Source organism: Cupriavidus alkaliphilus (genome assembly GCF_900094595.1).
Lineage (GTDB): Bacteria > Pseudomonadota > Gammaproteobacteria > Burkholderiales > Burkholderiaceae > Cupriavidus > Cupriavidus alkaliphilus.
On sequence record NZ_FMAD01000003.1, the window covers coordinates 360703 to 381197 of the forward strand.

The 20495-nt window shown below is 69.9% G+C and carries 14 protein-coding genes and 1 other RNA gene; 5 read left to right on the forward strand and 10 right to left on the reverse strand.

Going from position 1 to position 20495, the window contains the following annotated elements; all coding sequences use genetic code 11:
- Positions 1-6: 6 nt before the first annotated feature.
- From GA0116996_RS08290 to GA0116996_RS08320, 7 genes are all read right to left on the reverse strand, one after another.
- Positions 7-990, reverse strand: coding sequence for a hydroxymethylglutaryl-CoA lyase (locus GA0116996_RS08290; protein WP_092309308.1), 984 nt, complete (start codon positions 988-990; stop codon positions 7-9).
- Entirely contained in the window at positions 987-2183 is a 1197-nt protein-coding gene (locus tag GA0116996_RS08295) for a CaiB/BaiF CoA transferase family protein (RefSeq protein ID WP_092309311.1), read from the reverse strand. The genes GA0116996_RS08290 and GA0116996_RS08295 overlap by 4 nt, the downstream gene beginning before the upstream one ends.
- A 177-nt stretch (positions 2184-2360) precedes the next feature.
- Entirely contained in the window at positions 2361-3266 is a 906-nt protein-coding gene (locus GA0116996_RS08300; protein ID WP_012353186.1) for a LysR family transcriptional regulator, read from the reverse strand.
- Between the two features lie 74 nt (positions 3267-3340).
- Positions 3341-3955 carry a recombination mediator RecR gene (gene recR, locus GA0116996_RS08305; protein WP_010814257.1) on the reverse strand — a complete coding sequence of 205 codons (615 nt, stop codon included), beginning with the start codon at positions 3953-3955 and terminating at the stop codon, positions 3341-3343.
- Between the two features lie 7 nt (positions 3956-3962).
- Positions 3963-4295, reverse strand: a complete 333-nt coding sequence (locus GA0116996_RS08310) for a YbaB/EbfC family nucleoid-associated protein (protein ID WP_092309313.1) — start codon at positions 4293-4295, stop codon at positions 3963-3965.
- A gap of 68 nt (positions 4296-4363) precedes the next feature.
- Entirely contained in the window at positions 4364-6682 is a 2319-nt protein-coding gene (locus GA0116996_RS08315; protein WP_092309316.1) for a DNA polymerase III subunit gamma/tau, read from the reverse strand.
- 120 nt (positions 6683-6802) lie between these two features.
- Positions 6803-9289, reverse strand: coding sequence for an adenosylcobalamin-dependent ribonucleoside-diphosphate reductase (locus tag GA0116996_RS08320; protein WP_092309319.1), 2487 nt, complete (start codon positions 9287-9289; stop codon positions 6803-6805).
- A gap of 167 nt (positions 9290-9456) precedes the next feature.
- On the opposite strand from GA0116996_RS08320, the gene ffs reads away from it, so the two are divergent.
- An RNA gene (gene ffs, locus GA0116996_RS08325) (signal recognition particle sRNA small type) lies at positions 9457-9555 on the forward strand.
- A gap of 197 nt (positions 9556-9752) precedes the next feature.
- Here the strand turns inward: ffs and GA0116996_RS08330 are convergent.
- The 3 genes from GA0116996_RS08330 to GA0116996_RS08340 all read right to left on the reverse strand — a co-directional run bounded on the left by GA0116996_RS08330 (position 9753) and on the right by GA0116996_RS08340 (position 16652).
- The gene (locus GA0116996_RS08330) at positions 9753-13358 is read right to left on the reverse strand and encodes a UvrD-helicase domain-containing protein (RefSeq protein ID WP_092309322.1); all 3606 of its coding nucleotides are present in this window, start codon (positions 13356-13358) and stop codon (positions 9753-9755) included.
- Positions 13355-16228, reverse strand: a complete 2874-nt coding sequence (locus GA0116996_RS08335) for a PD-(D/E)XK nuclease family protein (RefSeq protein WP_092309325.1) — start codon at positions 16226-16228, stop codon at positions 13355-13357. The genes GA0116996_RS08330 and GA0116996_RS08335 overlap by 4 nt, the downstream gene beginning before the upstream one ends.
- A 151-nt stretch (positions 16229-16379) precedes the next feature.
- Positions 16380-16652, reverse strand: coding sequence for a hypothetical protein (locus GA0116996_RS08340; protein ID WP_092309328.1), 273 nt, complete (start codon positions 16650-16652; stop codon positions 16380-16382).
- A 473-nt stretch (positions 16653-17125) separates the two neighbouring features.
- On the opposite strand from GA0116996_RS08340, the gene trxA reads away from it, so the two are divergent.
- From trxA to GA0116996_RS08360, 4 genes are all read left to right on the forward strand, one after another.
- Positions 17126-17452: a thioredoxin TrxA gene (gene trxA, locus GA0116996_RS08345; protein WP_029046118.1), complete on the forward strand. Its 327-nt coding sequence runs from the start codon at positions 17126-17128 to the stop codon at positions 17450-17452.
- 180 nt (positions 17453-17632) lie between these two features.
- Positions 17633-18895, forward strand: coding sequence for a transcription termination factor Rho (gene rho, locus GA0116996_RS08350; RefSeq protein ID WP_012353193.1), 1263 nt, complete (start codon positions 17633-17635; stop codon positions 18893-18895).
- 75 nt (positions 18896-18970) lie between these two features.
- Positions 18971-19822 carry a M90 family metallopeptidase gene (locus GA0116996_RS08355; RefSeq protein ID WP_092309793.1) on the forward strand — a complete coding sequence of 284 codons (852 nt, stop codon included), beginning with the start codon at positions 18971-18973 and terminating at the stop codon, positions 19820-19822.
- Between the two features lie 196 nt (positions 19823-20018).
- Positions 20019-20279: a type B 50S ribosomal protein L31 gene (locus GA0116996_RS08360; protein ID WP_012353195.1), complete on the forward strand. Its 261-nt coding sequence runs from the start codon at positions 20019-20021 to the stop codon at positions 20277-20279.
- Positions 20280-20495 lie beyond the last annotated feature (216 nt).

Consider the following 20495-nt stretch of genomic DNA (forward strand, 5'->3'; position numbering starts at 1 on the left):
GCAGGCCTACGCCTGCCCGGCAAAATGTTCGGCCAGCCAGGCCGGCGCCTGATGCGTGCGCAGGCGCGGTCCCGCGCTCAGCAGCTGGCTCTGGAGGTCGCGCCCTACCAGTTCCGGCATGCCGGCGACCACGTCGAGCAGCGCGCCCAGGTCGACACCGGTCTGCACGCCCATGCAATCGAACATGTGGACCAGGTCTTCGGTGCTGACGTTGCCGCTGGCACCGGGCGCATAAGGGCACCCGCCCAGGCCGCCGGCGGCCGCGTCGAAGCGCGTCACGCCGGCCTGCCAGGCGGCCACGGCATTGGCCAGGCCCATGCCGCGGGTGTTGTGCAGGTGGATGGTCAGGCCGGTGGCGGGCAGCGCTGCCTGGAAGGCCTGGCACAGCGCCGCGACCTGGTTGGGATAGGCCATGCCGGTGGTGTCGCACAGCGTGATGCCGGCCGCGCCGGCGTCGGCGAAGGCGCTGGCCAGCGCCATCACCTCGGCGCTATCGACCTCGCCCTCGAACGGGCAGCCGAATACCGTCGACAGCGACACGTTGACCGGCACGCCGGCCGCGCCCGCCTCGGCAATCATCGCCAGCAGCTGCTGCCGCGACTGCGCGCGCGTCATGCGCAGGTTGGCGCGGTTGTGGGTCTCGCTGGCCGACATCACCAGGTTGACCTCGTCGGGCCGGCACGACAGCGCGCGCTCGAGCCCGCGCAGGTTGGGCACCAGCGCGGTGTAGCGCACGCCCGGCTGGCGCCGCATGCGGTGCATCAGCGCCTCGGCATCGGCCAGCGCGGGAATGGCGCGGGCCGAGGTGAACGAGGTGGCCTCGATGCGCGCGAAGCCGCAGGCGGAGAGCGCATCGACGAAGGCAACCTTGGCGTCGGTCGGCACCACCACCGGTTCGATCTGCAGGCCGTCGCGCGGCGCGACTTCATTGATCTCGACGCGGGCCGGCCCGCGCAAGAGGGTAGCGGCGGGGCTGGCGGCGGCGCTCATGCGATCACCTTGCGCGCGCGCAGGTCGGCGATGGCGGCGTCGTCGAAGCCGGCCTGCTTCAGCACCGCATCGGTATGCTCGCCCAGCGCCGGCGCGCGGTCATGGATGGCGCCCGGGCTGGCCGACAACTTGGGCACCACGCCCGGCACTTCCACGGTCAGGCCTGCGGCGGAGGTGACCGACTCGATCACGCCGCGGGCGCGGTAGTGCGGGTCTTCGGCGATGTCCTTGACGGTATAGATGCGGCCCGACGGCACCTGCGCGTCGCGCAGCACCGCCAGCGCCGACTCCACCGTCTGCGTGCGGGTCCAGTCGGCAATCGCGGCATCGATCTCGTCGACGCGCGCGACGCGGCCGTCGTTGCGATCCAGTGCGGGATCGTCGGCCAGATCGGCACGGCCGATGGCGAGCATCATGCGCTTGAAGATGGCGTCGCCGTTGGCCGCCACCAGCACGTATTCGCCGCTGGCACAGGGATAGGCATTGGACGGCGCGATCCCCGGCAGCGCGCCGCCGGCGGGCTGGCGCACCGCGCCGAAGGCCGAGTATTCCGGCAGCAGGCTTTCGCTCAGGTTGAACAGCGACTCGTACAGCGCCACGTCGATCACCTGCCCTTCGCCGCCGCGCGCATCGCGCTGGTACAGCGCCAGCAGCACGCCCATGGCACCGTGCAGGCCGGCGATGGTGTCGCCCAGCGACAGGCCGGCGCGCACCGGCGCGCGGCCGGGCTCGCCGGTCAGGTGGCGCAGGCCGGCCATGGCCTCGGCCACGGCGGCAAAGCCGGGCTCGTCCTTCTTCGGTCCGGTCTGGCCGTAGCCCGACACGCGCAGCATGATCAGGCGCGGATTGTCGGCATGCAGCACGTCCCAGCCCAGGCCCCACTTCTCCATGGTGCCGGGGCGGAAATTCTCGATCAGCACGTCGGCCTCGGCGGCCAGCTTGCGCACCAGCGCCTGGCCTTCCGGCTGGCGCAGGTCGATGCAGACCGATTCCTTGTTGCGCGACTGCGCCTCCCACCACACCGAGGTGCCTTCATGCAGCATGCGCCATTTGCGCAGCGGGTCGCCCTGCCCGGGCGGCTCCACCTTGATGATGTGGGCGCCGAAGTCGGCCAGGGTCTTGGCAGCAAAGGGGCCGGCGATAAGTTGTCCGAGTTCGAGGACGCGAATGCCCTCAAGGATCTGTTGCGCCATGGGTGTCTCCGTGCGATGCGGCAATCTTGTTGCAGTGCGGCAGCGCCATTGACTGGCTTGCCATACATTGCGTTCGGACGGAGTTTGCCCCAGCGCGGGGCCTGCCAGGAATCGGCAATCGGAGAAGCGGGCTTTCTCGGAACGCGAAAGGCTGCGCAGAGCCTCGGCGCAGGCGCGTCAGAACGGCGCCCGGTCCCCGCACAGGTGGGTGATCAGCAGCCGTGCCGACACCGTCAGCCCGGCCGGGTCGCGCAGCCCGATCAGCAGCGAGCGGCGCGCCCACGCATCCTGCAGCGTCACCAGCGACAGCCCCATCGACTTGACATGCGGCTCGGCCGCGATGCGCGGCAGCACGCCCACGCCCAGTCCGGCCATGACCATGCGGCACATGGCGTCGAAGCTGCGCACCTGGATGCGCAGCCGGAACGGCCGGTCGAGCCGGCTGCTCTCTTCCAGCAGGCGCGCCGCCAGCGAGGTTTCCTGCGGCAGGCTGACGAAATCGAATTCGAGCGTGTCGGCGTAGTGCACCGGGCCGCGCGCGGCCAGCGGATGGTTGGGCGGGGTGATGATGACCAGCTCGTCCTGGCGGTACTCGACCGTCATCAGCCCGGCGGCCGGAGTACGGTCGGCGAAGATGCCGACGTCGGCACGGTTCTCGACCAGCGCGGCAACGATATCGCGCGAGTTCTGCTCTTCCAGCTCGATACGGATGGTCGGATGGCGCTGCATGAACGAGGCCAGGTCATCGGGCAGGAACTGCGTGATCGCCGAGGTATTGGCGCACACGCGCACCTGCCCGCGCACGCCGGAGGCATAGTCCGACATCACGCCGGCCATGCGCTCGACGTCCTGCAGGATGGTCAGCGCATGGTGGAAGCAGGCCTGGCCGGCCTCGGTCAGCTGCACGCCGGCGGCATGGCGAAAGAACAGCGGCGCGCCGACCGCGGTCTCGAGGTCCGAAATGCGCTTGCTCGCCGCCGCCACCGCCAGGTGCGACTGGCGCGCGCCGGCCGAAATGCTGCCCTGCCGGGCCACGGCAACGAACAAGCCGAGCGTGACGAGATCGAAGCGGGCCAGGTTCATGGGAGCGGACGGGAAATGAAAGCGCGCGCCGGTGGCAGTGCCTGCGACCGGCACGCCGGCCGGCGCAGCGGCGCTCAGAGGTTGCGGCGGTCCATCACCGCGCGGGCAATGGTGCCGGCGTCGACATATTCGAGCTCGCCGCCCACCGGCACGCCGCGCGCCAGGCGCGACACCTTGAGCCCGCGCGCCTTGAGCATCTCGCCGATGTAGTGCGCGGTAGCCTCGCCTTCGCTGGTGAAATTGGTGGCCACGATGACCTCGCCGACCGGGCCGCCCAGCTCGGGCTCGGTGGCGCGCGCCAGCAGCCGGTCCAGGTGGATCTCGCGCGGGCCGATGCCGTCCAGCGGCGACAGCCGGCCCATCAGCACGAAATACTTGCCGCGGTAGGTCAGGGTCTGCTCGATCATGACCTGGTCGGCCGGCGTTTCCACCACGCACAGCACCGAGGCGTCGCGGCGGTCGTCCAGGCAGGTCTCGCAGATTTCCTGCTCGGTGAAAGTGTTGCAGCGCTGGCAGTGGCGGATATGGTCCGCCGCGCCGCGCAGCGCATCGCCCAGCTTGCGCGCGCCCTCGCGGTCGTGCTGCAGCAGGTGGTAGGCCATGCGCTGGGCGGACTTGGGCCCGACGCCGGGCAGCACCCGCAGCGCCTCGACCAGCGCCTGCAGCGAAGTCGGCGAAGACGCTTTCACAATGGCCTTAGAACGGCAGCTTGAAGCCCGGGGGCAGCGGCAGGCCCGAGGTCATCGAGCCCATCTTTTCCTGCGTGGTGGTCTCGGCCTTGCGCACGGCGTCGTTGAAGGCCGCCGCGACCAGGTCTTCCAGCAGGTCCTTGTCCTCGCCCTCGGCCAGCAGGCTGGGGTCGATGGTAACGCGCTTGACATCGTTCTTGCAGGTCATGACCACCTTGACGAGACCGGCGCCGGACTGGCCCTCGACCTCGATCAGGGCCAGCTGCTCCTGCATCTTCTTCATGTTTTCCTGCATCTGCTGGGCCTGCTTCATCAGCCCTGCGAGTTGACCTTTCATCATGATGGAATGCTCCTGGATTCGGTAAGAGTTCGGTGACGGAAATTCGGTAACGCCAGCCTGGCCGCCGGTCAGGCGGCGCGCGGCTGGATCGAGCCTGGCACGATCTGGCCGCCGAAGTCGCGCAGCAGCCCCTGCACGAAGGGATCGGCCTCGATCGCGGCCTCGGCCTGGCGCTGGCGTTCGGCACGGGCCTCGGCGTCGGCGGCGGCGGCGGTGACCGTGACCCCGCCGACTTCGCAGACCACGCGCACCGGCTCGCCGAAGTGGTCGCCCAGTGCCTGCTGCAAACGCTCGGCAACGCCGTTCTCGCCCAGCGCCGCAACCGGGATGCGCAGGTGGAAGGTTCGCCCGACCACCTGCGTCAGCTCGCTCTGGTACGCCAGCTGCTGCGCCAGGCCCTTCAGCGGCAGGCCGGCGGCCAGCACCGGCCAGTCGCCGGTGAAGGCCGGCGGGGTGCCGTCCTCGCCTGCGGCAGGCGGGCGCGGCGCGACGAATTTGGCGGACTCCGCTGGCGGTGACGGTACGGCAGCGGCCTCGCGGGCCGGCTCGGCCTCGCGAGCCGGGGCCTGGCGGGCGGCGCCGTTGCGCGGTGCCGTGGCGCGTGCTGCCGGTTCGCTGAAACCGTAGTCGTTATAGCCCGGGTCGCTGTCATAGGGGCCGATGACCGGCAGGTCCGGTGGCAGTTCTTCCCACGGCGGCACATCGCTGCCACCGGCGACTTCCCAGGGCGGCACGGATTCTTGTTGCGGCTTGGCGGCCACGGGGCGTGCCGCGGGCGCTGCCGCCGGTGCGGGCGGCTGCGGCGCCGCCGGCCGTGCAAGCGGGGCCGATGCCGGTGCCGCAGCCGGACGGCTCGCGGCAGCGGCCGCGGGGGCGCGCAGCGGCTGTGCCGGCGGCCGCTGCGCAGCGGCCGGCGCGGCAGGCATGGCCGGTGCCGGCGCCTTGCGGGCGCCGCCGCGGGCAGCGGAAGCCTGGCGCGCGGCGGCCAGCGCCGCGGCCGCGGGCGACATGGCCCCGCCTCCGGCGCGCGCCGGCGCGGGCTCTGCTGCCGCAGGCGCAGCAGCCGGTGCAGCGGCGGGCGCAACCATGGACGGCACCGCGGCCGGCACCGGTGTGGATTCGATAACGGATGCTGCCGGTGCAGCGGAGCCAGCCGGGAGAGCCGGTGCAGCGGCGGCAGTCGCCGCCTGGCGTGCCTCGGCCGGGCGCGCCGCGGCCGGCGTGCCGGCACTGCGCGGTCGCGCGGGCGCTGCTCCGCCGCCCTGCCCCGCCGTGGCGGCCGGCTCCGACGACGGCCGGAATGCCAGCATGCGCAGCAGCGTCATGGTGAAGCCGGCGTACTCGTCCGGGGCCAGCGCCAGTTCGCTGCGGCCCAGGTTGGCGATCTGGTAGAACAGCTGGACTTCCTGCGCGTCGAACACGCCGGCCAGGCGCCGCACCTCGTCGGCTTCGGGCCATTCGTCCTGCACCGAAGCCGGCACCGCCTGCGCCAGCGCCACCTTGTGCAGCAGCGAACCCAGGTCCTGCAGCGCGCCGGCAAACGACAGGCTGCGGTCGGCCATGGCATCGGCGATCGCCAGCATCGCGGCGCCGTCCTCGGCGGCCAGCGCGTCGAGCAGCTGCACCAGGTAGCCCTGGTCGATCGCGCCCAGCATGCCGCGCACGGCTTCCTCGGACACCTGCCCCGCGCTGTAGGCGATGGCCTGGTCGGTCAGCGACAGCGCATCGCGCATCGAGCCATGCGCGGCCTGCGCCAGCAGCCGCAGCGCGTTGCCGTCGTGGGCAATGCCTTCCTGCGCCAGGATATGGTCCAGGTGCGAGACGATATGTCCCGGCGGCATCTGCTTCAGGTTGAACTGCAGGCAGCGCGACAGCACCGTGACCGGGATCTTCTGCGGGTCGGTGGTGGCGAGGATGAACTTGACGTGCCCGGGCGGCTCTTCCAGCGTCTTCAGCATGGCGTTGAAGGCGTGGTTGGTCAGCATGTGCACTTCGTCGATCATGTAGACCTTGAAGCGCCCGGCGGTGGGAGCGTAGACGGCCTTGTCGAGCAGCTGCGCCATCTCGTCGACACCGCGGTTGGACGCGGCGTCCATCTCGATGTAGTCGACGAAGCGGCCGCTGTCGATTTCCTGGCAGGCCTTGCACTGCCCGCAGGGCTCGGCGGTAATGCCGCCGCTGCCGTCAGGGCCGGTGCAGTTCAGGGCCTTGGCCAGGATCCGCGACAGCGTGGTCTTGCCGACCCCGCGCGTGCCGGTGAACAGGTAGGCGTGGTGCAGCCGCTGTTGTTCCAGCGCGTGCGTGAGCGCGCGGACCACGTGCTCCTGGCCGACCAGCGTGGTGAAATCCCTGGGGCGCCATTTGCGCGCTAGAACTTGATAACTCATGGCGGCGATTGTAGCAAAAGGCGGCCCCGCTCCGGCCGCCCCCGCGCCGGTCCCGGCGTCTTTATCCGGGGCCGGCGCCGGCGGCCCTGGCCAGCGGCCGCCGGCGCCGCCGGGCGCGGCTCAGCCGCACTCGCCGACGTAGCCGCAATTGGCACACTTGGCGCAGCCATCGACCTTGTGCAAGGCGTGCGCGCCACACTCCGGGCAGGGCTTGCCGGTGCCCACGCCGGGCGCGCCCGGCGCCGCGCTGGCCGGCCCGGCAAGGTCGGCCCCGGCCGCCAGCGACAGCGCGCCGCCGTCGCGCTGCGCCAGCCGCGCGGCCAGCGCCGCCACCGGCACCTGGCCGCCGTCGGCGTCGAGGAAGCCGCGCTTGATCAGGATGCGCTGCAGCGCATAGCCCAGCGCGGCGACCTCGGAGTCATGGAAGCGCGGCACCTCGGTGCCGTCCTGGCGCACCAGCGTGCCGTAGCGCACTGTGCCCTTGTCCCATACCACGTTGCGCATGTCAGCAAGCGCCTTGGCCACCGAGCCGCCCGAGCGCGCCACCATCGACAACAGCCGCATGGTCGAGGTGATCCATTGCTGGCCCTCGCTGCGCTGGCCCGCCGGCATGAAGAATTCAACCGGGCGCTCGATCTCCAGCGGCTGGCCGTCGGCCACGCCGGCGACGCGCATGAAGTTGACGGTCAGGTAGACGGTCTTGTGGCCCTCGTAGGTCAGGTATTCGACCTTGGAGGTCACCCCCTCCAGGTCGCCCACCGGCCGGCTGCCGAACGGGCGCACCAGCGGGTTGTCGTCGGCCGCGGGCACGGACGGCGCGGCGGGCGCGTCGACCGACAGCACCGCGCCCAGCACCGAATTCGGCCGATAGGTGGCCAGCCCCTTGAGCCCGGCCTTCCAGGCCTCGAGGTAGAGGTTGCGGAAGGCTTCGTACGGATAGTCTTCCGGCACGTTGACGGTCTTGCTGATGCTGGTGTCGATATACGGCTGCACCGCTTCCAGCATCCGCATATGGTCCAGCGCCGACATCTGCAGCGCGGTCACGAACGCGTCCGGCAGCTGCGCCATGTCGGCCCCCATGTGACGGTAGAGCCGCCAGGCATGGTCCGCCACCTCGAAGCTGCGATAGCTGTTGTCCGGCATGCGCTTCTTGCGGTTGTAGGTCCACGAGAAGGCGGGTTCGATGCCATTGGACGCATTGTCGGCAAAGGCCAGCGTGATGGTGCCCGTGGGCGCGATCGACAGCAGGTGCGAGTTGCGCAGCCCATGGCGGCCGATGGCCTCGCGCACGGGCCCGGGCAGCCGGCTGGCGAAGCCGCTGTTCAGGTAGGCGCCGGCATCGAACAAGGGGAAGGCACCCTTCTGCGCGGCCAGTTCGGTCGACGCCAGGTAAGCCTCATCGCGCATGCGTTCCGAGATCCGCGCCGCCAGTTGCCGCGCCGGCTCGGTGTCGTAGCGCAGGCCCAGCATCACCAGCGCGCTGCCCAGCCCGAGGAAGCCCAGCCCGACGCGGCGCTTGGCGTGGGCCTCGGCCTGCTGTTCGGGCAACGGCCAGAAGGTCACGTCGAGCACGTTGTCGAGCATGCGCGTGGCCACGCGCACCACCTCGGCGAAGGCGTCGAAATCGAACCCGGCCTGCGGCGTGAACGGCTGGCGCACGAAGCGGGTCAGGTTGATCGAGCCGAGGCAGCAGCAGCCGTAGGACGGCAGCGGCTGCTCGGCGCAGGGGTTGGTGGCCTCGATGCGCTCGCAGTAATAGAGGTTGTTGTCGGCGTTGATCTGCGACAGGAACAGGATGCCCGGCTCGGCATGGTCGTAGGTGGCCTGCATGACCTGGTCCCACAGGTTGCGCGCCGGCACCCGCCGGTAGACCCACTGCCCGTCGTCGCGGCGGTACGCGCCGGCGGCGATCATGTCGGCGCCCGGCTCGGCCTCGTGCACCAGCTCGACCTCGGCATCGGCCTGCACCGCCTGCATGAAGTCGTCGGTGACGCCGATGGAGATATTGAAGTTGCTGAGCTCGCCCTTGTCCTTGGCGTGGATAAAGCTCTCGATGTCCGGATGGTCGCAGCGCAGCACGCCCATCTGCGCGCCGCGGCGCGCGCCGGCCGATTCCACCGTCGCGCACGAGGCGTCGAACACCTTCATGAACGACACCGGCCCCGAGGCGCGCGAATGCGTGGCGCGTACCAGCGCGCCGGCCGGGCGGATCGCGGAGAAGTCATAGCCCACGCCGCCGCCGCGGCGCATGGTTTCGGCGGCCTGAGCCACCGCGGTATAGATGCTGGGGCGGTCGTCGCGCGGCTCCGACACCGAATCGCCCACCGGCTGCACGAAGCAGTTGATCAGCGTGGCCTGGATGCCCGTGCCCGCCGCCGAATTGATGCGCCCGGCCGGCACGAAGCCGTTTTCCTGCGCCCACAGGAAGCGCGCGCTCCAGGCTTCGCGCTGGTCCTCGGGCTCGGCCTGCGCCAGCGCGCGCGCCACGCGCTGCCTGACATCGGCGATGCTGCGCTCTTCGCCCTTGGCGTATTTCTCGAGCAGGACTTCGGTGGAGATTTCCTGCGGCGCCAGCGCGCCGCGAATGATCTGGTCGTTTGCGTTCATGTATTGGTTCACCACGTGTGCGGGTTGGTGAATGGTCGGGCCAGCGCGGCACGCATTGCCTGCGCCAGATCAACCCGGCGCCATGGCGCCGGCAATGACCCGCGCCCGCCAAGGGCATTCGATGCAAATCCTGCGCGCGCCCGCGCTCTGGGGTACAATGCCGCTCGGACGGGCCTCCTCGCATGGTGGCGCGGTCAACCTGGTCAGGTCGGGAACGAAGCAGCCACAGCCGTTTTCCGCCAGTGCCGAGGGTCAGGCTCGTCCACCTCACACTTCCCTTCCGTAGTACCCCTTCCTGTAGTCCCCCTTCCCTCAGCCTGTCTACTCCAGACTGTCTATCGCGCGCGCCAGCTGCTCGCAGGGCAGTCCCTGTCACTTTAGTACAGCCAGGCCACCATCGCGCGCGCCATGCGTCCCATTTTGCGCCGATTCCGCTGCCCTTGCCGGCGCGCCGCGCCGGCGTTCAGAACAGCGACCCTTGTTGCGGAACCTGCGGCGCCAGGCGCTCGGCGGGAATCCATTCGCCTTCGGCGGTGGCCACGCCCGCCTCGATGCGCTTGCCCGGGAACATCGGCGCGATCGCCGCCGTGTAGCGGCCAAGCTGTGCGCGATAGGCGGCGTGCTCCTGCGGCAGCAGGCGCAGCTTGTAGTCGATCACGACGACGCGGTCGTCGAATTCCACCAGCCGGTCGATACGCAGCAGCCGGCCGCGCGCGTCATACAGTTCGACCTCGTTGCGCGCGCTGCGCGCCTCGTCCGCGGACAGCAGCGGCGCCAGCGCCGGCGCCCGCAGCATCGCCGCCACTGCGGCGATCGCCTCTTCCACCTGTTGCCGCCAGGCCGACCGTGCCGGCGCGGTGTGCGCGCCGGTCAGCGGGAACCACCGCAGTACCGTATCGAGCGCGGGCACGCCGGCAAAGGCTTCGGGATAGCGCGTCAGGCGTTCCAGCAGCGCGTGCACCAGCTCGCCATGGCGGGCCGCGGCGGCGTTGAAGACGATGCCCTCCGGTTCGTCCGTGGCTTGCGCGTCGTCGTCAGCAAAGGCGGCCTGCCGCGGATCATCGACGGCATCGCGGTAGCGCAGCCGGAAATCGGTGAAGCGCACAGGCTCGCTGAGTCGCGCCGGAAGCAGTGCGTGCGCATCGGCCGCATCGCCCTGGGCGTCCGGATAGGCCGGCACCATTTCGCCGACACCCGCGGCCTGCAGCCGCACATACCAGCTGCCGGCGATCTCGGCGTTGCCGTCCCCCGCACTGGCGCGGCTGGCGCGGCCCTTGACGCCGCTGACCAGCAGGCCCTGCTGCGCGCGCGTCATGGCGACGTACAGCAGGTTCCAGTTCTCGCGCTCGCCCAGCGCCGCCTCGGCGTCGAACAGCGGCGCGCGCGCCAGCCCGCGCTCGCTGCGCTTGCCGTACGCGGAGAAATGGCGCGGCACCGGCGACGACGGCGGCCAGTCGACCAGGATGCCGCCGCGGTCCGCGGCCGGCTCGCTGTGGTTGGCATCGAGCAGCACCACGAACGGCGCTTCCAGTCCCTTGGCGGCATGCACGGTCAGGATATGGACCGCGTCGAGGCCGGCATAGGCCGGGTCGTCCTCGGCCGGCTCGAGGTCTTCGGCGCGCTCGCCCATGCCGCCTTCGTCAGGGCTTTCGCCTTCGTCGCCACGGCGGATTTCCTGCAGCTCGTCGATAAACTTCGGCAGGCTCGGATAGCGCCCGCCGTCGAGGTCGAGCGACAGCTTCAGGAAGGCGTCGAGGTTGGCCAGCACCTGCTCGCGGATATCCGGCGGCGCGGCCTCGGCGTAGCGGCGCCGCACCTCGCCGCCATGGAAGATCTGGTCGATCAGGTCATGCACCGGCTGGTGCGGCGCGATGCGCAGCCACTGCCGCAGCCGCGGCACGCCTTCGCGCAGCGCGTCGGAAACCTGCGCCGGCAGGCCACCGGCCTCCAGGCGCGCCCACCAGCCGCCCTCGCCCTCCATCTGCGCGAGTGCCAGCAAGTCGTCGTCGCTCGCGCCCACCAGCGGGCTCTTCAATACGTGCGCCAGGTCCAGGTCCGACTCGGGCGTCATCAGGAACGCCAGCAGCGCCGACAGGTCGAGCGCCTCGAGCGTGGCCAGCAGGCCGCCGCGACGCGGGCTCAGGCATGGAATGCCGGCCTCGCGCAGGGCGCGCTCATAGTCGGCCAGATGGGTCTTGCGGCGCACCAGCAGGTGCATGTCGCTCCAGCGCGCGGGCCGCTGGGTATTGCCTTCGTGCACCGGCACGCTGTCGCGCACCAGCCGCAGCCACGCCGCCACGCGCCGCCCTTCTTCCAGCCGCAGCGAATCGCCGGCCTGCCGGCGCGGCTGCAGCAGCGTGTCGCGATGCCCGGAGGCGGCTTGCGCCGGTTCGTCATCCGCATCTTCCGCCGCGTTTTCACTGGCGTCATCGGGCTCCACCAGCGGCAACAGCCACACCGGCCCGCCGCAGCCGCCCAGCGCCGTGGTCTGGGTCGAGTACAGCGGATAGCGGCCCTCGGCGCGCGCGCTGTCGAACACGGCGTTGACCCAGTCCAGCACTTCGGCGCGGTTGCGCCGGGTCCGGTTGGTGCGCAGCACGGTGGCGCCAAACGCGTCGCGCAGCATCTCGCCGGCGGCGCCGAAGAGCCTGGCGTCGGCGCGGCGGAAACGGTAGATCGATTGCTTGGGATCGCCCACCAGGAATACCGTCGGGCGTTCGCCCAGCCCCGCATAGCCGGCCAGCCAGCCCTGCAGGATGCGCCATTGCAGCGGGTTGGTGTCCTGGAACTCGTCGAGCAGCAGGTGGCGGTAGCGCGCATCGAGCCGCACCTGCAGGTAGGTGGCGGTCTCCTCGTCCGACATCAGCCGCGCGGCCTGCCATTCGAGGTCGGCGAAATCCATCGCGCGCTGCTCGTCCTTGTGCTGCTGGTAGCGCGTCAGCAGCGCATCGCCGATGCGGAACAGGGCCCGGTTGATCGCCAGCACCGCGGCTTCGCAGCAGCGCGCGCTGATGTCGTCGAGCATCGCGCAGATCGCGGCATGCTCGTCCAGCAGCGCATCGACCATGCCCTCGCCGCCGGCGGCCTTGGCCAGTGCCGCGGTGCGCCGCAGCGAGCGCGGCCCGCCGGTAGTGGTAAAGAACGCCGCGCGCAGCTGCGCGAACACGCGTTCGGCGGGCTTGCCCGGCGCGGCGCCGGCCTCGCGCCAGGCGGCGATCGCCATCAGCGCCTCGGTGATGCGGCCGGCGTGGGCCTGCTCGCTCTTGCCCGCCGCGCTCAAGCGCGCCGCGAGCGCTTCGCAGGCATCGCGCCAGCCTTCGTCGGCCAGCGCCTGCAGCAGCACGTCGCCCTGCGCGTCCTCGCCCAGGCAGTCGGACAGCGCCTGCAGCGGGTCGCCGCCTTCCTGCATCGCCCACCATTCGCTGCGGGCGTGGAACATCGCGTCGAGCAGCGCGCGCGCCTGGAAGTCGCCGACGGTATCGACCAGCGTTTCCCACGCGGCGCGCAGCTCGGCGTAGGGCGGCGTGGCCAGCGCGCGCCATACCGGCGCCCAGGCCTCGCGCTTCATGCGCAGCGCATCCTCGCGCAGCGCCGCGCCCGGCACGATGCCCGACGCCAGCGGCGCGCCGCGCAGCAACGTGCCGAACCAGCCGTGGAAGGTGTCGATCGCCATGCGCCCCGGTGCGGCCAGCACCTGCGCATGCAGCCGGCGCGCGCGCGGCAGCGCCTCGCGCGCGGCTTCGGCCGACAGGCCGCGCTGCACCAGCGCGGCGATCACGTCGTCATCGCTGTCGCGCGACAGTTGTGCCAGCACCTCGAGCAGGCGGTCGCGCATTTCTTCGGCGGCCTTGCGCGTAAAGGTGATCGCCAGGATCTCGTGCGGCGCCGCGCCGGCCAGCAGCAGGCGCACCAGCCGCGCCACCAGCAGCCAGGTCTTGCCGCTGCCGGCGCAGGCTTCGACCACCACCGAACGCGCCGGATCGCAGGCCGCGCGCGTGAATTCGGCTTCGGAAACCGGCGCGCCATCGCGCTGGTAAGGCTGGACTTCGTGCAGGTCGTGAGGCGTCATGATGTCAGCGCCGGCACGGCGGTGGAGTCCCAGAAACCCTTGCGGCACAGGCCGCGGGCAGTGCAATAGACGCAGGCCGAGGCGTCGCCGAAGGCCGGCAGCCGGGCGCCCTGGCGCAGGCGCATCACGTCGTCGCGCATCTGGCGTTCCAGCCAGGTGACCGCGGCCTCGAAGTCCGGCAGGCCGACCTCGCGCTGCGCCGCCGGCGCACCCTCGCGCGCACCCTCGAGCGAAACCCAGCTGCCGGCCGCGGCATCGGCGCGCAGCAGGCCGTAGAACGGCAGCTGGCAGTCTTCCTCGACCTCGGCCAGCTTGCGCTTCAGGCGCGTGGTGCTCTGGGTCTTGTAGTCGAGCACGGCATGCGCGCCGCCCGGACCCTGGTCGAGCCGGTCGATGCGCCCGGTCAGGCGCAGCGGCTGGCCGTCCGGCATCGGCAGGTCGATGCCGGCGTCAAGCTCGCCGCCGCGCCAGAACCAGCCCTCGGCCTCGCGCGCGGACTGCCATGCGACATACGACGGCAATACCTCGCGCCAGCGCCGGTAGTAGGCAATGGCATTGCCGTCCTCGGCCATGAGCGCGCCGAAGACCTCGTCGGAGATCTCGCCCAGGCGCGCCAGGCACTGGTCTTCGGTCAGCGTCTCGCCGCGCTCGCGCCGCGCCTGCAGGTCCTTGTGGTAGGTCAGCAGCACGCGGTGCAGGGTCTCGCCGATCTCGCGCTTCTCGAGCTCGTCGCTGACCGCTTCCAGCCCGGCCAGGCCCAGCATGCGGCCGGCGAAGAACTGGTAGGGACAGCGGCGCAGCGTGTTGTACGTCTGCGCACTCCAGCGCACCGGCACCAGCGCGGGCTCGGCCGCGGGGGCCGGCATGCCGCGCACATCGGCGAAGGTCTCGTGCGCCTGCGGCGCGGCAGCGCCTTCGATGCTGACCCCGGCGCGCGTGCAGCACGCCGCCAGCCGCTCGATCCAGCCCGACACGTGGTGCGGCTCGCCGCGGCTGCCGTAGCGCTGCCAGGTCAGCACCACGTCGTCGTTGTTCAGCAGCACCTCGGCCAGGTCGCGCGCCTGCTGCGCAAAGCGCGCCTCGCGGTCTTCCAGGTCCAGCTCGCGCCGCATCTGGTTGGAGAAGAACATCAGCTCGGCGGCGCTGGACGGCAGCTGCGCGTCGTCGCAGCCGACGATCACCACGCCCTTGAAGCGCCGCATGCGCGCACCGTTCAGCGGCAGGATGGTGATGCGCGCGGCCCCGCTCGCCGACGGCTCCTTGTAGGCGACCGATTCCAGCAGCGCCGACAGCATCGCGCGGAACTCCCCCTGCGACAGCGTGGCATGGCCGCCGGTCTCGTCGCGCGGCAGCTCCTGCAGCCGCGCCAGTGCGTCGAGCAGCTGGCTGCCGGCATCGTCGGCGGCCAGCGCGGCGCGCATGCCCAGGCCATCGAGCATGCCATCGAGCCGCTCCAGCCACGTCGCCAGCGGATGCTGGGCGAAACCGCGCGGCCAGCGCGCGGCCTCGTCGGCAAGCACGGCGATCAGGGCATGGGCCGCGCGGCGCGGCGCCTGATCGGCATCCTCGTCGTCGCCGGCGGCCTGCTGCAGGTTGGCCGGTGCGTGCGCGAACATCTGGCGCAGCCGCGTCCAGCCGCCGGTGATGCCCTCGCGCCGCACCTGGCGCTCGAGCAGCGCGATGGCCGCGCCGCGCGCGGCCACATCCGGCAGGCAGAACGGGCTCTTGAGCAGGTCCAGCAGCGCCGCGGTATCGCCATCGCGCACCAGCAGGTCGAACCAGCGCATTAGCGCGGCGGCGGCACGCGTGGTCGAGAGCTTCCAGCCGGTCTCGTCGCGCACCGGCGCGCCGGCGCGCGCCAGCAGCGCGCGCGCGCGGCGTGCCACCACGCGGTCGTGCGCGACCAGCGCCACCTGGCGGCGGCCCGCATTGAGCCACTGCACCAGTTGCGCCGCCGCGGCGGCGGCCTCGTCCTCGAAGCGGGCGCAGCCGACCACGCGCACCGACGGGCGCCGCGGCGGCAGCACGGGCATCGCCGGCGCGGTCGCGTGGAGTGCCCCCTCATCGTCGCCGGCGATCCTGGCTTCCGGCCACAATGCCAGCAGCGCGTGGTACCAGCCGGCTTCGCCCTGATCCTGCCCGCTCCAGTCATAGCCCACCTGCAGCACCGGCACCAGCTCGGCGGCATCGCGCAGGAACGCGGCCTCGAGCGGCGTGGGCGGGGTCGGCGCAATCCAGACCACCGGGCCGCGCAGCTGCTGCGACAGTTCGCGCAGCGCGCGGCGCTTCGCCGGCAGCGGATCGTCGGGCCCGGACAGCGCCTGCCAGAACGCCAGCACGATGCGGGCCTCCTCGCCCAGGAAACGCTCCGACAGGTGCGCATAGCTCCGCGCCAGCGCGCCCTGCAGCAGGCCCGCGCGATCGTCGCCGTCGACCTCGTCGTCGTCGCGGATGGCGGCGTCTTCGAGCCAGCGCGCGCTGAGCTCGTCGCAGATCGCCAGCAGCGTCTGCGACAGGCCCCATGCCGCGGTTTCGTTCTGCGCGCCGAAGGCACGGCGCAGCCAGTCCTGCCCGCGCACCGCCTGCTGCACCGCGAGCAGGCGCGCGGCCGGGCTGCGCGCCGGCGTGCCCTCGGGCGGCAGGTCGAGCAGCCAGTGGCCCAGCGTCAGCACGCGCGGCAACAGCCGCGGCCGCCCGGCCGCACGCGCCGCGGCGTCCAGCGCCTGGCGCACGCCCGGAATCTGCGCGGCGGTCGGCACCACCACGTGCGCAGCCGCCTCGGACGCGCCGCAGCGGTCAAGGAAATACCAGGCAGCGGTGGCTGCCTGCTCGAGAAAATCAGGACCGGGGCGAAAGCTTAGCGACGTCATGGACCGTCATTGGGGCGTTGGCCGCAAGGATGCGGGAACGGCGTCGGGTTGGAACGACTCAGGAAGCAACGAATGGCAACAATGACGCGGCGCCGCCAGCCGGCACGCCCGGCGGCGAAGGCACCGCGGTACAGGGACAGGCCGTGCCGCTTCAGTCGGATCCGCCTTCCAGGCGGGCGCGAATTTCGCGCGCGGTTTCGAGCAGGCCTTCGTAGCCCGAGCGCGCATGCTCGGGCAGGTCGGGGTCGCCCACCAGCGTGCCAAGCGTTTCGATGATGCTGTAGACCAGCCCGCGCGCGGCGCCGGTGGCGATGCTGTTGGTCTCCACGGCGCTGCTGAGATGGTCCAGCGCATCGCTCAGGTGGTCGACGTCCGGCGCCTGGCCGGGCTCGGACTGCGAAGGCTTGCGGGGATCGGTGTTCATGTCGATGACCTAGTCAGGGGCCGCGGGTACATGGATGGTGCGCCGCGATTCGCCCGGCGGGCGTCGTGCGGACCGCTTCTATTCTACGCGCACGCCGCACGCATCCGGCACCCCGCCGCGGCGAAGTGCGTTGCATGACACCCAGCCACTGGCCGGGGGCGCGGCGATTGGGCAAATCTCTCGCCGCCATTGAAAATAAGCATTTCAACGAATTAAACCTTTGCACCAGAATGACGGCATTGTTTGCGGGCCCATATGCCTGGTTGCCGCAGCTTTGCCGGATGTGCCGGCGGCCGGTCTTGAAAATCGGCAAACTGGTAACATATCGGCAGCACCGGGCGCGGTAGCGGCCTCCACCGCCTGCTTCAGGCGTAAAGAGAGGCGGCCCGACGGGTCCGCGCAATCTCGTGTAAGGTAACGGTTCGGCCGTCCAGCCTTCAACATAAACAGAGCGAAACCAGAGGTTTTCCGCCATGAGCGAACAAATCAAGTATGTGAGCGACGCCTCGTTCGACGCTGACGTCCTCCAGTCCGACAAGCCCGTCCTGCTCGATTTCTGGGCGGAATGGTGCGGCCCCTGCAAGATGATCGCGCCGATTCTGGACGAAGTCGCCAAGGACTACGGTGACAAGCTGCAGGTGGCCAAGATCAATGTCGATGAAAACCAGCAGGTGCCGGCCAAGTTCGGCATCCGCGGCATCCCGACGCTGATCCTGTTCAAGAACGGCGCGGTCGCGGCCCAGAAGGTCGGCGCGCTGTCCAAGTCGCAACTGACTGCCTTCCTCGACGGCAACCTGTAAGCTGCGCGCCGGGACCCGACCCGCGGTCCCGGTTTCGTCACGATCCGACGTGCGTGCGCCACACCCTGGCGCGCCGGTCGGATTGTGCTAAGATGCCACCAACAACTCCCCGAGCGTTCGCTCATTTTTCCCCCCTTCCTTTACGTCTCGCCCGTCCGGGCCCATCTGTACCCCTCGTCTATGCACCTGACAGAACTCAAATCGCTTCACGTGTCTGCGCTTCTCGAAATGGCGGCTACGCTCGAGATCGACAACGCACAGCGGATGCGCAAACAAGAACTGATGTTTGCGATCCTGAAGAAGCGCGCCAAGATGGGCGAAACCATCTACGGAGACGGCACCCTGGAAGTTCTGCCTGACGGCTTCGGTTTCCTGCGCTCGCCCGAGACCTCCTACCTGGCCAGCACCGACGACATCTACATCAGCCCGTCGCAGATCCGCCGCTTCAACCTGCACACCGGCGATTCGATCGAGGGCGAGGTGCGCACGCCCAAGGACGGCGAACGCTATTTCGCGCTGGTGAAGGTGGACAAGGTCAACGGGCAGGCGCCCGAAGCGGTCAAGAACCGCATCATGTTCGAGAACCTGACGCCGCTGCATCCGAACCGGCCGCTCACGCTCGAACGCGACATCAAGGCGGAAGAAAACATCACCGGCCGCATCATCGACATGATCGCGCCGATCGGCCGCGGCCAGCGCGCGCTGCTGGTGGCGTCGCCCAAGTCGGGCAAGACCGTGATGCTGCAACACATTGCACACGCGATCGCCAACAATCATCCCGAAGCCGACCTGTTCGTGCTGCTGATCGACGAGCGTCCGGAAGAAGTGACCGAGATGCAGCGCTCGGTGCGCGGCGAGGTGGTGGCATCCACCTTCGACGAACCCGCCATCCGCCACGTGCAGGTGGCCGAAATGGTGATCGAGAAAGCCAAGCGCCTGGTCGAGCTGAAGCGCGACGTGGTGATCCTGCTGGACTCCATCACCCGCCTGGCGCGCGCCTACAACACGGTGGTGCCGGCCTCGGGCAAGGTGCTGACCGGCGGTGTCGACGCCAACGCGCTGCAGCGCCCCAAGCGCTTCTTCGGTGCCGCGCGCAACCTGGAGGAAGGCGGCTCGCTGACCATCATCGCCACCGCGCTGATCGAGACCGGCAGCCGCATGGACGACGTGATCTACGAAGAGTTCAAGGGCACCGGCAACATGGAAGTGCACCTGGAACGCCGCCTGGCCGAAAAGCGCGTCTATCCGTCGATCAACCTGAACAAGTCGGGCACGCGCCGCGAAGAGCTGCTGATCAAGCCGGACATCCTGCAGAAGATCTGGGTGCTGCGCAAGTTCATCTCCGACATGGATGAAGTGCAGGCGATGGAATTCATCATGGACAAGATGAAGGCCACGAAGAACAACGCAGAGTTTTTCGATATGATGCGCCGAGGCGGCTAAGCCTCGCTGCGGCCGTGCCGCAACGCAGACAGGAAGGCGTGCCGCGGCACGCCTTTTTTGTTTTTCGACGATGTCATGCTCGGCAAACTGACCACATTCCTGCGCTCACGCTCGCGCGCCCGCAAGCTCGAGCATTACGCCATCCCCGACGCGCTCTGGTCGCGCACCGTGGCCACGCTGCCGTTCGTGCAGCGCTACGGCAGCGCCGACCTGGCGGCGCTGCGCGAGCTGGCCACGCTGTTCATCGCCGAAAAGGAATACTCCACCGCGCACGACCTGCCGCTGGACGACGAGATGGTGGTCAGCGTCGCGGTGCAGGCCTGCGTGCCGATCCTGAAACTGGGGCTGCCGTGGTACCGCGGCTGGCATGGCATCGTGCTCTACCCGGGCGAATTCATCATCCGGCGGACCGTGCAGGACGAGATCGGCCTGGTCCACGGCGTGGTCGAGGAAGCCAGCGGCGAAGCGTGGGAGCACGGGCCGGTGATCCTGTCGTGGCCTGATGTGCACAGCCCCGGCGCCGGTATCGACAGCGACCATGAACTGCCGGCGGACACCTACAACGTGGTCATCCACGAATTCGCCCACAAGCTCGACATGCTCGACGGCGAGCCCGACGGCGTGCCGGCGTTCTCGCGCGTGCTGCACCCCGAGGTCGACGCCGAGGCCTGGGCCGAGACCTTCCTGAACGAGTACGATCGCTTCGCCGCAGCCTGGGATGCGCGCGACGAGGCCGACTGGGAGCACCCGGAGCGTTTGCCCGCGGCGCTTCGCATCATCGACCCGTACGGCAGCGAGGCGCCCAGCGAATTCTTTGCAGTGACGTCGGAGGCATTTTTTGTCGAGCCTGCCGGACTGGCGCGGCATTGGCCATTGGTTTACCAGTCATTGGCGGCCTTCTATCGACAGGATCCCGCCGCGATGTGAAACAAGGGCCCTTTATCCGGCACAACACTTTGTTGGGCCGGTGCCCTACCCGCTTCCCCAAGTATTTGTTTTTCTGCCATAATCCCGGTTTGCCCGTAATCGGCAAGTGGTTCGTTCGTCGCCGCGCCATGCCTTCTCCCTGGCGGAGAAACTGCGGATTGCAACGGACTGGCTACCCAACCAGAAAGGACTCATCATGAAAGAAGGCATTCACCCGAATTACCGCGAAGTCGTGTTCCAGGACATGTCCAGCGACTTCAGCTTCATCACCCGCTCGACCATCCAGACCAAGGACACGATCGTGAAGGACGGCAAGGAATATCCGCTGGCCAAGATCGAAGTCTCGTCGGAATCGCACCCGTTCTACACCGGCACCCAGAAGATCATGGACACCGCCGGCCGCGTGGAAAAGTTCCGCCAGAAGTTCGGCAACAAGCTGGGCAAGGCTGCGAAGTAATCGCTTTCAGCGACCCCGCGTCGCGCATGCCGAGGATAGTTCCGGGCGTGCGCGAACCAGCAAAGAGGCAGCATCGGCTGCCTCTTTGCATTTGTGCCGGAGCGCCGCAGGCAAGCCCTGCCGGCACTGCCCGCCATTCGGATTTACCCCCACATTCCGTGAGGCTTCCACGCCATGCCACGGCCACGCGGCCGCCGCATGCGCGATACTGTGGCC

Bases quoted from the DNA above. Each gene is read 5' to 3' on its own strand.
- GA0116996_RS08290 (WP_092309308.1), bottom strand. From the start codon at position 990: ATGAGCGCCGCCGCCAGCCCCGCCGCTACCCTCTTGCGCGGGCCGGCC.
- GA0116996_RS08295 (WP_092309311.1), bottom strand. From the start codon at position 2,183: ATGGCGCAACAGATCCTTGAGGGCATTCGCGTCCTCGAACTCGGACAA.
- GA0116996_RS08300 (WP_012353186.1), bottom strand. From the start codon at position 3,266: ATGAACCTGGCCCGCTTCGATCTCGTCACGCTCGGCTTGTTCGTTGCC.
- GA0116996_RS08310 (WP_092309313.1), bottom strand. From the start codon at position 4,295: ATGATGAAAGGTCAACTCGCAGGGCTGATGAAGCAGGCCCAGCAGATG.
- GA0116996_RS08315 (WP_092309316.1), bottom strand. From the start codon at position 6,682: ATGAGTTATCAAGTTCTAGCGCGCAAATGGCGCCCCAGGGATTTCACC.
- GA0116996_RS08320 (WP_092309319.1), bottom strand. From the start codon at position 9,289: ATGAACGCAAACGACCAGATCATTCGCGGCGCGCTGGCGCCGCAGGAA.
- GA0116996_RS08330 (WP_092309322.1), bottom strand. From the start codon at position 13,358: ATGACGCCTCACGACCTGCACGAAGTCCAGCCTTACCAGCGCGATGGC.
- GA0116996_RS08335 (WP_092309325.1), bottom strand. From the start codon at position 16,228: ATGACGTCGCTAAGCTTTCGCCCCGGTCCTGATTTTCTCGAGCAGGCA.
- GA0116996_RS08340 (WP_092309328.1), bottom strand. From the start codon at position 16,652: ATGAACACCGATCCCCGCAAGCCTTCGCAGTCCGAGCCCGGCCAGGCG.
- trxA (WP_029046118.1), top strand. From the start codon at position 17,126: ATGAGCGAACAAATCAAGTATGTGAGCGACGCCTCGTTCGACGCTGAC.
- rho (WP_012353193.1), top strand. From the start codon at position 17,633: ATGCACCTGACAGAACTCAAATCGCTTCACGTGTCTGCGCTTCTCGAA.
- GA0116996_RS08355 (WP_092309793.1), top strand. From the start codon at position 18,971: ATGCTCGGCAAACTGACCACATTCCTGCGCTCACGCTCGCGCGCCCGC.
- GA0116996_RS08360 (WP_012353195.1), top strand. From the start codon at position 20,019: ATGAAAGAAGGCATTCACCCGAATTACCGCGAAGTCGTGTTCCAGGAC.